This is a genomic window from Azospirillum rugosum (genome assembly GCF_017876155.1).
In the GTDB taxonomy this organism is placed as follows: domain Bacteria; phylum Pseudomonadota; class Alphaproteobacteria; order Azospirillales; family Azospirillaceae; genus Azospirillum; species Azospirillum rugosum.
The window spans coordinates 144,997-157,271 of sequence record NZ_JAGINP010000023.1 but is presented as its reverse complement, the minus strand read 5'-3'; the positions used below and the strand labels follow the sequence as shown (position 1 = coordinate 157,271).

The 12,275-nt window shown below is 69.4% G+C and carries 11 protein-coding genes; 5 read left to right on the top strand and 6 right to left on the bottom strand.

Annotation, left to right across the window (positions count from 1 at the left end):
* Positions 1–245: 245 nt before the first annotated feature.
* The 3 genes from J2851_RS27375 to J2851_RS27365 all read right to left on the bottom strand — a co-directional run bounded on the left by J2851_RS27375 (position 246) and on the right by J2851_RS27365 (position 1,874).
* Positions 246–929 carry an HAD family hydrolase gene (locus J2851_RS27375; RefSeq protein WP_209770292.1) on the bottom strand — a complete coding sequence of 228 codons (684 nt, stop codon included), beginning with the start codon at positions 927–929 and terminating at the stop codon, positions 246–248.
* A 101-nt stretch (positions 930–1,030) separates the two neighbouring features.
* Positions 1,031–1,261: a hypothetical protein gene (locus J2851_RS27370; RefSeq protein WP_209770291.1), complete on the bottom strand. Its 231-nt coding sequence runs from the start codon at positions 1,259–1,261 to the stop codon at positions 1,031–1,033.
* 184 nt (positions 1,262–1,445) lie between these two features.
* Positions 1,446–1,874 carry a Fur family transcriptional regulator gene (locus J2851_RS27365; protein WP_209770290.1) on the bottom strand — a complete coding sequence of 143 codons (429 nt, stop codon included), beginning with the start codon at positions 1,872–1,874 and terminating at the stop codon, positions 1,446–1,448.
* A 161-nt stretch (positions 1,875–2,035) separates the two neighbouring features.
* Here J2851_RS27365 and J2851_RS27360 point away from each other — a divergent pair, with 161 nt between their 5' ends.
* Positions 2,036–2,953 carry a transglutaminase family protein gene (locus J2851_RS27360; protein ID WP_209770289.1) on the top strand — a complete coding sequence of 306 codons (918 nt, stop codon included), beginning with the start codon at positions 2,036–2,038 and terminating at the stop codon, positions 2,951–2,953.
* 137 nt (positions 2,954–3,090) lie between these two features.
* On the top strand, positions 3,091–4,296 hold the full coding sequence (locus J2851_RS27355) for a sensor histidine kinase (RefSeq protein WP_307419651.1): 1,206 nt from the start codon (positions 3,091–3,093) through the stop codon (positions 4,294–4,296).
* On the opposite strand, the gene J2851_RS27350 is transcribed toward J2851_RS27355, so the two are convergent.
* Entirely contained in the window at positions 4,293–4,814 is a 522-nt protein-coding gene (locus J2851_RS27350; protein WP_209770288.1) for a hypothetical protein, read from the bottom strand. The two genes, J2851_RS27355 and J2851_RS27350, sit on opposite strands and share 4 nt — an antisense overlap.
* 276 nt (positions 4,815–5,090) lie before the next feature.
* Between J2851_RS27350 and J2851_RS27345 the strand changes: the two genes are divergently transcribed.
* Both J2851_RS27345 and J2851_RS27340 read left to right on the top strand, forming a co-directional pair.
* Entirely contained in the window at positions 5,091–5,396 is a 306-nt protein-coding gene (locus J2851_RS27345) for a BrnT family toxin (RefSeq protein ID WP_209770287.1), read from the top strand.
* The gene (locus J2851_RS27340; protein ID WP_209770286.1) at positions 5,338–5,649 is read left to right on the top strand and encodes a BrnA antitoxin family protein; all 312 of its coding nucleotides are present in this window, start codon (positions 5,338–5,340) and stop codon (positions 5,647–5,649) included. The genes J2851_RS27345 and J2851_RS27340 overlap by 59 nt, the downstream gene beginning before the upstream one ends.
* A 48-nt stretch (positions 5,650–5,697) precedes the next feature.
* Here the strand turns inward: J2851_RS27340 and htpG are convergent, their stop codons facing one another.
* On the bottom strand, positions 5,698–7,587 hold the full coding sequence (gene htpG / locus J2851_RS27335; RefSeq protein ID WP_209770284.1) for a molecular chaperone HtpG: 1,890 nt from the start codon (positions 7,585–7,587) through the stop codon (positions 5,698–5,700).
* 319 nt (positions 7,588–7,906) lie between these two features.
* Positions 7,907–9,511, bottom strand: a complete 1,605-nt coding sequence (locus J2851_RS27330; RefSeq protein ID WP_209770283.1) for a hypothetical protein — start codon at positions 9,509–9,511, stop codon at positions 7,907–7,909.
* 212 nt (positions 9,512–9,723) lie between these two features.
* On the opposite strand from J2851_RS27330, the gene J2851_RS27325 reads away from it, so the two are divergent.
* Positions 9,724–12,237 (top strand): helicase-related protein, encoded by a 2,514-nt coding sequence (locus J2851_RS27325; RefSeq protein WP_211114451.1) that lies wholly within the window; start codon positions 9,724–9,726, stop codon positions 12,235–12,237.
* The last annotated feature ends 38 nt before the right edge of the window (positions 12,238–12,275 follow it).

The following is a 12,275-nucleotide window of genomic DNA, read 5'->3' as shown; positions in this document are numbered from 1 at the left end:
CTCCGCCGTCCTGTGTGCCCCCCCCCCCGCCCCCCCGGGTCGGGCCCGTCGGGCCTTTTTCCCCCCCCCCCCCCGGGGGGGGTGGGGGGGGGGGGGGGCCCCCCGGCAGATGCAGAGCTGTTCGGTTCCCCGTCAACCCCCTCACCCCGACCCTCTCCCCAGAGGGGAGAGGGAGAAGAAGGCCAAAGTCAGCGCCCATGCGCCTTCGCGGCGATGACGAAGGGGGGAAGTGGTCGTATTGTGCTTCAGATCTTCACGATCGTCGGGCGGTCGACGACGCCGAGCATGGGCAGGTCGCTGGGGCGGTTGCCGTAGCCCCAGGTTTCGCCGACCGGGCCGTTGGCGGCGATCCAGGCGCGCACGCGCTGCGCCTTGTCCAGCCGCACGCAGTTGCCGGTGCTGAGGTGCCCGGTGAGCCGGCCGTCCGCCACCTCCAGCCCGGTCGCCAGCAGGGCGTCGACCTCCAGCCCGCGCAGAAGCGCCGGCATGTAGAGGTCGAGCGCGCCGGTGGCGACGACGACCCGGCGACCCTCGCGCCGGTGCATCTTCAGCGTCTCGACCAGCGGGGCGTGCCAGCGCACGCGGTGCACCAGCCGTTCCGCCGCGTCCAGCGCGTCGGCCACGGGCACGCCGCGCAGGGTCCGGCGCAGCAGGATGGTCTTGATGGTGCCGAACAGGTCCACGCCGGGGCCGCGCCCGCGCGCGTGGCGGTGCAGGCCCGAGCGCAGCGCGTCCAGGAAGGCCAGCTTGGCGCGCCGGTGGCCGATCACCTCGCCGATGAACATCAGCAGGCTGTCGCCGTGGATCAGCGTGCCGTCGAAATCGAAGAAGGCGACGCCCGGCGCGATGGCCCGTGCGATGTCCGGGTGGGCAATCTCCGGGTGGGCGATGTCCAAGGGAGCGGCAGGTGGGTCGACGCTGATCTGCATGGCGCCGTTATCCGGCCGAACGACCTCGCCGACAAGTCGAATGTCGGCAGTCCACCCACGTAATGCGCGCATGAGCGCACGCGGGCGGTGGGCAGGGGTGGTCAGTGCAGGAGGCTGGGCGCGTCGTCCGTGTCGGCGTCCTCGGCGTCGATCAGCAGTTCGCCGGAGCATTCCTCCAGCCCGGCCTTCACCGCGATAAGGAGGTTGATGATCTCGCCGTTGTCCTGCTCCAGGCAGCGCAGCCGCTCCTCGATCTTGTCGAGGCGGCGGGTCACCATCTCGGTCAGCCGGTCGAGGCGGTCGAGAACGGGGTCTTTGCTGATGTCGTCCATGGGAGGCGGCCGGTTCCGTCGATGATGTGTTTGCATCCTGAAACTAGGGCCGCGCACCGGCCACGGACAGATCCGCGCCCGGTGCACCCCGCAATCGATGGAAACGCCGTCCGGGGGATGCCCGGGGAATCCAAAGGACTCAGGAGTCCGAAGGATTCGGACAGGGCAGGGGAGTATGCCGGTGTCACTCCGACGCGGAGGCGCGCCGGTTGAGCGGAACGCCGTAAAGCTCGAGACGATGGCCCAGCAGTTGATAGCCGAGTTCGCGGGCGATGACTTCCTTCAGCTTCTCCAACTCCTCGTTGGTGAACTCCACCACCTTGCCCGACTCCAGGTCGATCAGGTGATGATGGTGCTCCGCCCCCGCTTCCTCATAGCGGGCCCGGCCGTCGCCGAAATCCAGCCGGTCGATGACGTTCGCCTCCTCGAACAGGCGCATGGTCCGGTAGACGGTGGCGATGGAGATGCGCTCGTCGATGGCGGCGGCGCGGCGGTGCACCTCCTCCACGTCGGGGTGATCGTTCGCCTCCGACAGCACGCGCGAAATCACACGGCGCTGGTCGGTCATCTTCAGGCCCTTGTCGATGCAGAGCTGCTCGAGTCGCGAAGGCATGGGGATTCCCCTTGTTGTCGTCTCTAACTTTGTTTCGTTCCCGGCCGCGCCCTCCCTGTCCCCGGAGCAGGCCGCCCGAATGCCCGAGCACCATACTAAGATTCGGAACCATTCTCAAACCTCGCCGTTGCGTGCTCGCCCAGGGAAGGGGGGGCTTTGTCATGATGACGTTGGACATCGACCACACCACGATCTACCGCTACGCCAACCCGGTCACCTTCGGGGACCACCGGCTGATGTTCCGGCCGCGCGACAGCCACGACCTGCGGCTTTTGAAGACGGAGCTGGTCATCAGCCCGACCCCGGCAAAGGTGCGCTGGCTGCACGACGTGTTCGGCAACTCCATCGCCGTGGCGAGCTTCGACCAGCCGGCGACGGAACTGCGCTTCGAAAGCCACATCCGGGTGGAGCATTACCCCCTGGGCGAGCTGGAGTTTCCCATCGAGGAGTATGCCCGCACCTACCCCTTCAGCTACACGGCGGAGGAGGTGCCGGATCTGGCGCTCTACACGCAGCGGCACTACCCGGACCCGGACCATGTGGTGGACAACTGGGCCAAGGGCTTCGTCGTGCTGGGCGAAGGCGGTCCGCCCGACACGCAGGAGATGCTGGTCAACATGACCCGCAGCATCAAGGAGAGCTTCACCTACCAGGCCCGCGACCTGGAGGGCACGCAGAGCCCGGTGGATACGCTGACGGGCAACGGCGGGTCGTGCCGCGACTTCGCGCTGTTCATGATGGAGGCGGCGCGCTCCCTGGGCTTCGCGGCGCGCTTCGTGTCGGGCTACCTGTACGACCCGGCGCGCGATGGGGCGGAGGGGGCGATGGTCGGGGGCGGGGCGACCCACGCCTGGGTGGACGTCTACCTGCCCGGCGCCGGCTGGGTGGAGTTCGACCCGACCAACGGCATCATCGGCGGCAAGAACCTGATCCGCGTGGCGGTGACCCGCGACCCGACCCAGGCCGTGCCGCTGGCCGGATCCTGGACCGGCGCGCCGGCGGACTTCCTGGGCATGACGGTGGACGTGCAGGTGACCTCCGCCAAGCCCGCCGGGGTGGAGGCGGCGTCCGCCGCGTGATGTGGGCCGCGTGATGTTGGCCGCGAAATCTAAGCCAAGCGATTTGGAAAGAATTTAAAAACAATCAGCGGGTATGATCGTTGGGTAGGCCCACTTCGGACGGACAGTCCGAAGGGCGAAGAGGCGGGAGGTTTCCCGTGTTTCTCGACGACGCAAGCGTTCATATCCAAGGGGATGCGCCGGCCGAAAGCCCCACGCCGGCCCGGTGCGGGGCGCCGGAAGGCGGGGGCGAGGCACAGACCGCGGCCGCCCTGGCCGTCCGCGCCGCTGCCATCGGGCCGGGCGCGTCCCGCGCGGACGCGGTGCGGCGCCTGGACGCCGACCCCGGCCTTCCCGCCCTGGCGGTCGTCGCGGCCGACGGCCGGGTGCTGGGGCTGGTGGAGCGCGACGCCCTGGCGCGCCTGCCCGCGGACAGCAAAGTCCGCGACGTCCTGACCGCGCCTTGCCCGACCGTCGAGGCGGCGCTGCCCCTGGCCGAGGCCGCGCGGCGGCTGGCGCGGGCCGGTGCCGGGTCCGGATTCGTGGTTGTCGAGGACGGGCGCTACCTCGGCGTGGGGTCGGCGGCGGCGCTGGCCGGGGCGCTGGCCGACCTCGCCGACCGGCGGGAGCGGCAACTGGAGGAGGCCCGGCGCGCCAAGACGGTGTTCTTCGCCTGCATGAGCCACGAGATCCGCACCCCGCTCAACGCGATGATGGGCTTCGCGGAGCTGCTGGAGCAGGAGGTGCTGGGGCCGCACGCCACGCCCCTCTACCGCGACTACGCCCGCGACATCGGCGAGAGCGGCCGGCACCTGCTGGACCTGATCAACGACCTCCTCGACCTCGCCAAGGCCGACGCCGACAAGCTGGACCTGATTGAGGAGACGGTGGAGGTGCCGGGCGTCGCGCTGGGCAGCGCCCGCCTGCTGTCGGTGCGGGCCGGACGGGCCGGGGTGCGGATCGAGACGGTCCTGCCCGCCGGCCTGCCGACCCTGCGCGTGGACGAGCGCAAGCTTCGCCAGATGCTGCTGAACCTGCTGTGGAACGCCGTGAAGTTCACACCAAACGGCGGGCCGGGCGGTGGGCTGGTGACGCTGGGCGGCGGGGTGGCCGGGGACGGGACGCTGCGGCTGTGGGTCCGCGATTCCGGCATCGGCATGACGGCGGCCGAACTGGCCCGGGCCCTGGAGCCCTGGGGCCAGATCGACAGCGCGCTCGGCCGTCAGCATGTGGGCAGCGGCCTCGGCCTTCCGCTGACCAAGCGCCTGGTGGAACTGCACGGCGGCCGCCTCGACATCGAGACGGCGCCGGGCCGCGGCACCACCATGACGCTTGTCTTTCCCGCGGAGCGGGTGGGTCGTTAGCCGCCCGCTGCCAGCCCCGCCGCGGCGAGGCGCCGGGTCAGCCGGGCGTGGGCTGCAGCGTCGGCCGGCCTCGCCCAGTTGTGGCCGATCAGCGCCCAGTCCGGATCGTCGGAGGGAATACCCCGCGCGTCCAGGAACCCGGCTTCGCAGATGAAGAACTGGTGGCGGTAGGGGAATAGCCACCCGCCGTCGGCGCGCAACGACTCCTCCGCGGTGGCGAGGTCGCGGAACCAGCGGTTCAGGTAGGCGCTGCCCCGGCCTTCGAAGAAGCGCTCCGTGTCGACCGTCGGCGTTTCGCCCGCGCCTTCGAGATGGGCTTTCAGGGCGGGCCAGCCGGGGAAACCGGCCTCCAGCGCGACGACGGCCAGCGCGTGCTTCAGCTGCCAGCGCGGTGGCGTGGGCAGGGCGGACAGGCGGTGCAGCGCCGAGTCGTCGCCGTCGCGGGCGGCCTTCAGGAGACGGTGGGCTTGGATGCGGCACTCGGTGACGGTGCCGGGAAGGGTGGGGTGGTTCCCCATGGACGGACTCCCGTTGTGCTCTGCCGCAACCCGATGTCTGGCAGCAAACGGTGGTCGGTCGGATGTGTGATCGGCTGGCCCCCGCCTGAGCGAGAACCGCGAGGGTGGCACCGCCTCTCTCGGGTGTGGGCGCCCCTCCGCACCCAGGCGCCGAAGGTAGGGGCGGGAGGGGTGAGGCGTCAAGGGAGCGTTGACGAGAGATACGTTTGTATATACGATGCCCCCAAATTCCTGCGAATCGCGCATAAAAACGACCTGCCGAGTAAAGTATGAAAAATGCACGATTTATCCTTTGTATGGGATGAAAACAAAGAGCAGTCAAATGTCCGCAAGCATGGCGTAGATTTCGAAACCGCCATGCTGATTTGGGAAGGGCCGATCGTTCAGAACGTGGATGACCGGTTCGATTATGGTGAGACGCGTTACATCGCGTTTGGAGAGGTGGACGGCCGTGTGTTGGCCGTCGTCTACACGTGGCGGGGCGACTGTCGTCGTCTCATTTCAGCGAGGATGGCGAACCGACATGAGCGGACATCGTATCGTCAAGCGATCACTGGGATCGCCTCGGACGACACGCACTGACTGGTCGAAGGCGGACGCGCAGACCGACAAGGACATCCAGGCGGCGGTCGCGTCCGATCCGGACGCGGCGCCCATTGCCGACGAGGAGTGGTTCGAAAAGGCGCGCGTGGTGGAGCCGCCTTCCAAGGCGGCGATCAGCATCCGCATCGACCAGGACGTGCTCGATTACTTCAAGGCAAACAGCGCGCGGTACCAGACGAAGATCAACGCGGTGCTACGGGCCTACATGGAACACGAGCAGGGCAAGCGCTGACCCACCATCCTCCTCCGCTCTCGCGGAGGAGGATGGTGGCGTTCGGCGTTACGCCAGCCCCTTCTCCATGGCGCTTGCCAGGCGGCGGGCGAAGGCGGCGGGGTCGGGGAGGGCTTCGCCTTCGACGATGCGGGCCTGGTCGAGGAGAAGCCACGCCGCGTCGTCCAGCGAGGTCGCGGCCCCGCTGGCCTTGGCGCGCTCGGCGAGGCGCTTGATCAGCGGGTGGCCGGGGTTGACCTCCAGGATGCGCTTGGCCGCCGGGGCGTCCATGCCCAGCTGCTTGTGCTGCTTCAGCAGGCGCTCCAGGTGCATGTCCATGTCGTTCTCGTCGGCGACGAGGCAGACGGCGCTGTCGGTCAGGCGTTCCGACGGGCGGACGTCCTTCACCGCGTCCTGGAGCGTCAGCTTCAGCAGGGCCAGCAGGTCGGTCAGCTCACCTTCCGACGCCTTCTCCTCGGCCGGCTTCTCCTCGCCGCCCTGGATCTTGCCGAGATCGGCGCCGCCGCGGGTGACCGACTTGAAGGGCTTGTCCTGGAAGCTGCCGACGGACGGCACCCAGAACTCGTCCACCGGGTCGGTGAGCAGAAGCACCTCCACGCCCTTGGCCTTGAAGCCTTCCAGCTGCGGGCTGCGCTTCAGCGTCTCGATGTCGTCGCCGGAGATGGTGAAGATGGCCTCCTGGCCCTCCTTCATGCGGCCCAGATACTCCTCCAGCGAGACCAGACCGTCACCGGCGGTGGTGCGGAAGCGCATCAGCTTCAGCAGCTCGTCCCGGTGCTCGTAATCGTCGTAGAGGCCTTCCTTCAGGACGGCGCCGAAGTTCTCCCAGAAGGTCGCGTATTCCTCCGCCTTCTCGGTGTCGCGGGCCTTCTTGCCCAGTTCCGACAGGACGCGGCGGGTGATGCCGGCGCGGATCTTGGCCAGCATCGGGTTGTGCTGGAGCATCTCGCGGCTGATGTTCAGCGGCAGGTCCTCGCTGTCCACCACGCCGCGCAGGAAGCGCAGGTAGGGCGGCAGCAGCCCTTCGGCCGAATCGGTGATGAAGACGCGCTTGACGTACAGCTTCACCCGGTGGGCGCGCTTGGGGTCGAACAGGTCGAAGGGCTTGGAGGACGGCACGAACAGCAGGTTCGTGTATTCGATGGCGCCCTCGGCCCGCCAGTGCAGGGTCAGCCACGGATCGTCGAAGGCGTGCCCGACGTGGTGGTAGAATTCCTTGTACTGGTCGGCGGTGATCTCGTTCTTCGACCGCATCCACAGGGCCGACGCGCTGTTCAGCGCCTTGGCGTCGTCGCCCTCGCCAAAGAGGATCGGAATGGCGATGTGGTCGGAGTATTTGCGGACGATGGTGGCGAGCCGGTGCTCTTCCAGATACTCGTCGTCGCCATCCCGCAGGTGCAGCTTGATCTGCGTGCCGCGCGGCAGGTCGGCGACCTCCGAAATGGTGAACTCGCCCTTGCCGTCGGACAGCCAGCGCCAGCCCTGGGCCTCGCCCGCCTTGCGGGTCAGCACCTCGACCTCGGTGGCGACCATGAAGGCCGAGTAGAAGCCGACGCCGAACTGGCCGATCAGGTTGACGTCCTTCTTCCCATCGCCGCTCTTCTCGCTCTCCTTCAGGCTGCGCATGAAGGCGGCGGTGCCCGACCGCGCGATGGTGCCGAGGTTTTCGACCAGATCCTCGCGGTTCATGCCGATGCCGTTGTCGACGACGGTCAGGGTCCGCGCCTCCTTGTCCACCAGCAGCCGGACCTTCAGGTTCGGGTCGTCGGCCGATAGCTCGGGCTGGGTCAGGGCGGCGTAGCGCAGGCGGTCGCAGGCATCGGAGGCGTTGGAGACCAGCTCGCGCAGGAAGACTTCCTTCTCGCTGTAGAGCGAGTGCGCGACGATGTCGAGCAGGCGGCTGACCTCGGCCTGGAAACTGAGCCGTTCCTCGGTCATGGTGGGATCCTTGATCGTTCTTGTTGGTGGGTGGTCTTATTGGTGGATGTCTTGGGACGGCGCAGATATGTGAAAGTGCGCCGTCCCATGCAAGAGCGATCAAGCGCGCCGGCGACGAGTTTCGCGACCGGCGGTGGAGTCCCAGAGGTTATGCCCTTGATACCCTCTCCCGCCCCGGGGAGAGGGAAGGGGCCCACGCGAAGCGTGGGAAGGGTGAGGGTCGCGCGAGAATCCGTCGCTGATCCTTGCCGGACCCTCACCCGGCCGCTTCGCGGCCACCCTCTCCCGGGGCGGGAGAGGGGATAAGCGTCGAAGCGGGTCAGAGCTTCTTCGGTGCCTTCTTGTCGGTCGGGGCCGGCTCGGTGGGGGCGCCGCCGCCCATCAGCGCGCTCATGTCCGCGCCGTTCAGCAGGATCTGGCCCGAATCGGTCAGGTCGATCTTGTAGCTGCGCACCTCGTTGCCGGAGGCGTCCTTGCCGGTCTGACCGAAGGCCTGGAGCATGGCGATGACGCCCAGCGCGTCCTGGGACTCCTTGTCGGCCTTCTTGCCGGGTTTGGGCTGCATGGCCTTGGCGGCGGCGTCCAGGCCGCGCAGCAGGATGGTCGCCCCGCCCACCGCGCCATAGGCGGTGTTGGCGGCCATGCGCACCGCACCGGTCATGTCGCCGGAAGCGGCCGGGGCGTTCACCGCCAGCTTGTCGATGCGCAGCTCGCTGCCCACGGCGGCCATGGCGCCGACCAGCCGGTTGCCGATCGCCTCCGCCTGGGGATCGGGCGCCGCGGCCTCCTCGTCGTCCTCGTCCTCGTCCTCGTCATCCAAATCCTGCGCCTGGGCCAGGGCGGCGTAATCGCCCAGGGCCTGCCACAGCGAGGCGGTCGGCAGCTTGGCGAGGCTCAGCTGAAGCTCCATCCGGTCGGGCAGGAAGCCTTGCGGGGCGACGGGCGGAGCGATGTCCAGCCCCGACAGTTCGAATCCCATGGTCGCGCTGGCCGACGGCTTGTCGAAATCCTCGGTCGCGCCGCGCGCCGCAAATTGGGCGAGCGCGAAGCGGCTGCCGTCGTCCGGGTTGCGGCCGGACAGGCCGGACAGGCCGAAGCGGAACGACCCGCCGCCCATCATGCCCTGGACCAACGGGATCAGCTCCGCCGGCGGCGGCTCCGTTCCCGCCGCGGCGTGGGCCTGGAGCAGGCGCTGCATCGCCGAGGAGCGGGCGAGGTCGACGCGCGTGTAGGTGCCCTCGGCGGTGAGGCCGGCCAGCGTCATCACCTCCTTCTTCTGGTCGTCGAGGAAGCGGACGTTGTTGATCGACAGGGCGCCGGGGCCGCTCCAGGTCGTCGCACCATCCGGCTTCAGCTCGCCGGCCATGGTGACCGACCCGATGGTCAGGGAGCCGTTTTTCGCGTCGCCCTTCTTTCCGCCGGACTTCTTGTCGCTGGTCACCGACAGGTCGCCGTAATTCGCGTCGACCGACAGGAAGGACTCGTAGGCGCCCGACCACACCCCGCTGAAGCGCTGCTGGCCGATCCGGATGGTGGCCGACGGCTTGCCGCCGTCGAGCAGCGGGACGGTGTCCGGCAGGACGGCGGTCACCGCGTGGGTGCCGCCCTCCAGCGGCTTCACGGTCAGCGCGACGCTGGCGACCTCCGCCGTGCTGCCGTCGTCGTTCACCACGGTCAGCGGGGGCAGGGCGACGTCGTAGTGGTCGCCGGCCGGGGTCGCCTTGGGCTCACCCTTCCAACGCATCTCCGTGCCGCCGTCCGTGGGCTTGGGGAACCAGCGCGCCAGCCCGTCCTTGATCGCCGCGGCCAGGGCCTTGGCGCCATCCTCGGTCACCGGCGGCGCGTCGGCGCGGGCGGGCAGGGCGACCACGGATGTGGCGAGGACGAGTGCGATAGCGAGCGGGCGGGCGGGGAAGCGGCGCATGGAGGTCTCCGGATTGGGCCGGATCAGGGTAAGCGCGATAATCCCCGGCGGTCCATCGTCGCAAGGGCCTAAGGCGGGGGGAAGGGGATGCGGACGGCGCCGCATCGGATCAAAAGGCATAAGGCCGATGCGGCATGACCTTGCTGCATGAAGGCGATAAGACAGCCACCCTTACGCTTGCATTGGCGGTCCCCAGGCCCAAAACTTACCCCATGACCTCTGTCCCTGATTATTCCGGGGGCGGTCTGGGTGTCGGGGGCCGGGTGGTCGCCGTGCTGGGGCCGACCAACACCGGAAAAACCTATCTCGCCATCGAGCGAATGCTCGGTCACCGGACGGGGATGATCGGCTTCCCGCTGCGCCTGCTGGCGCGCGAGAACTACGACCGCATCGTGTCCATCAAGGGCAAGAACGCCGTGGCGCTCGTCACCGGCGAGGAGAAGATCCTGCCGCCCAACCCGTCCTATTGGGTGTGCACGGTGGAATCCATGCCGCTCGACCGGGCGGTGGACTTCCTGGCGGTGGACGAGGTCCAGCTCTGCGCCGACCCGGAGCGCGGGCACATCTTCACCGACCGGCTGCTGAACGCGCGCGGGCTGGTGGAGACCATGTTCCTGGGATCCGACACCGTGCAGCCGCTGATCCGCCGGCTGGTGCCGAAGGCGGACTTCATCAGCCGGCCGCGCTTCTCGCAGCTGACCTACGCCGGCTACAAGAAGCTGACCCGGCTGCCGCCGCGCTCCTGCGTCGTGGCCTTCTCGGCGACCGACGTCTACGCGCTGGCGGAGCTGATCCGGCGCCAGCGCGGCGGCACGGCGGTGGTGCTGGGCGCCCTGTCCCCGCGGACGCGCAACGCGCAGGTCGGGCTCTACCAGGCGGGGGAGGTGGACTATCTGGTGGCGACCGACGCCATCGGCATGGGCCTGAACATGGACGTGGACCACGTCGCCTTCGCCCGCATCGTGAAGTTCGACGGCTTCGCCCCGCGCCGGCTGCGCGCGCCGGAGGTGGCGCAGATCGCCGGCCGCGCCGGGCGCCACATGCGCGATGGCACCTTCGGCACCACCGACGAGGTGGGGGAGCTGGAGGCCGACGTGGTCGACCGCGTCGAGAACCACGAGTTCGAGACGATCAAGACGCTGATGTGGCGCAACAGCAAGCTGCGCTTCGACACGCCGGGCTACCTGCTGAAGTCGCTGGAGGAGCGCCCGCCGATCCCGGAGCTGATCCGCGCCCGCGACGCCGACGACCATCTGGCGCTGCAGGCGCTGGTGCGCGACCACGAGATCATGGACCTCGCCAAGGGCCGCGACAACGTGCGCCTGCTGTGGGAGGTCTGCCAGGTCCCCGACTTCCGCAAGGTGCTGTCGGACGCCCACACCCGGCTGCTGGGGCAGATTTTCCGCTACCTGCGCACCGGATTCGGGCGGCTGGACGAGGACTGGGTGGCCAAGCAGATCGCCCGGCTCGACCGGACGGAGGGCGACATCGACGCGCTGGTGGCGCGCATCGCCCACATCCGCACCTGGACCTACATCTCCAACCGGCCGGCCTGGCTGAAGGACCCCGTCCACTGGCAGGGGCAGACCCGCGCCATCGAGGACAAGCTGTCCGACGCCCTGCACGAGCGGCTGACGCAACGCTTCATCGACCGCCGCTCCGCCACGCTGGTCCGCACGCTGAAGGACGGGCGGGAGCTGATGGGCGGCGTGCGCGCCGACGGGGAGGTGGTGGTGGAAGGCCATCCCGTCGGCCGGCTGGAGGGCTTCCGCTTCGTCCCCGACGCGCCGGAACGGTCGGAGGAGGCGCGCAACCTGATGAGCGCCGCCCGCCGCGCGCTGCGCGAGGAGGTGGCGTCGCGCCTGCGCGCCTTCGAGCAGGAGCCGGACGACGCCTTCGCGCTGGGCATGGACGGGGTGCTGACGGCGGACGGGCTGCCGGTGGCGAAGCTCGGCCCCGGCCCGTCGGTGCTGAGCCCGGTGGTGCTGCCCTTCGACGAGGGGCTGCTCGACCAGGGGCAGCTCGACCGCGTGCGCGCCCGGCTGGAACGCTGGCTGAAGGACCGCGTCGCCGCCCGGCTGCGGCCGCTGCTGGCGTTGCGCGACGCGGACGACCTGACCGGGACCGCGCGCGGGCTGGCCTTCCAGCTGGTGGAGAACATGGGGGCGCTGCCGCGGGCGCCCGTCGCCCCGCTGGTGGAAGGGCTGGAAAGGGCCGACCGCAAGGCGCTGGCCAAGCATGGGGTGCGGCTCGGCGTGTCGCATCTGTACCTGACCGCGCTGGCGAAGCCGGGGGCGGTGGAGCTGCGCGGCCTGCTGTGGGCGGTGAAGCACAAGCTGCCGCTGCCGGTGCCGATCCCGCCGCCCGGCCGCGTCTCCGTGGAGGCCGCCGGCGCGCCGCCCGCCTTCTGGGAGGCCATCGGCTACCCCGCCGCCGGCCCGCGCGCGCTGCGCGTGGACATGCTCGACCGGCTGGAGACGGAACTGCTGAAGGGCGTCAAGGAGGGCGCGGTCGTGACGGAGGCCGCGCTCGGCCAGATGATCGGCGTGAAGCCGGAGGAGCTGGGCGCCGTGCTGAAGGGGCTTGGCTACACGCGCTCCGTGGCGGAGGATGGGACGGTGGCTTGGAAGCGACGGCGCACCCACCGCGCCCGGCCCCGCCCGGAAAAGCCCGTCAACACCGACCACCCCTTCGCCAAGCTGCGCCAGCTTTCGGGAATTGGATGAAACTAATTGCGATTGCCCCCTCCCTAACCCTCCCCCGC

Coding starts and splice junctions, on each gene's coding strand:
- J2851_RS27330 (WP_209770283.1), bottom strand. CDS start 9,511: ATGCGCCGCTTCCCCGCCCGCCCGCTCGCTATCGCACTCGTCCTCGCC.
- J2851_RS27345 (WP_209770287.1), top strand. CDS start 5,091: ATGCACGATTTATCCTTTGTATGGGATGAAAACAAAGAGCAGTCAAAT.
- J2851_RS27360 (WP_209770289.1), top strand. CDS start 2,036: ATGATGACGTTGGACATCGACCACACCACGATCTACCGCTACGCCAAC.
- J2851_RS27375 (WP_209770292.1), bottom strand. CDS start 929: ATGCAGATCAGCGTCGACCCACCTGCCGCTCCCTTGGACATCGCCCAC.
- htpG (WP_209770284.1), bottom strand. CDS start 7,587: ATGACCGAGGAACGGCTCAGTTTCCAGGCCGAGGTCAGCCGCCTGCTC.
- J2851_RS27370 (WP_209770291.1), bottom strand. CDS start 1,261: ATGGACGACATCAGCAAAGACCCCGTTCTCGACCGCCTCGACCGGCTG.
- J2851_RS27365 (WP_209770290.1), bottom strand. CDS start 1,874: ATGCCTTCGCGACTCGAGCAGCTCTGCATCGACAAGGGCCTGAAGATG.
- J2851_RS27340 (WP_209770286.1), top strand. CDS start 5,338: ATGAGCGGACATCGTATCGTCAAGCGATCACTGGGATCGCCTCGGACG.
- J2851_RS27325 (WP_211114451.1), top strand. CDS start 9,724: ATGACCTCTGTCCCTGATTATTCCGGGGGCGGTCTGGGTGTCGGGGGC.
- J2851_RS27350 (WP_209770288.1), bottom strand. CDS start 4,814: ATGGGGAACCACCCCACCCTTCCCGGCACCGTCACCGAGTGCCGCATC.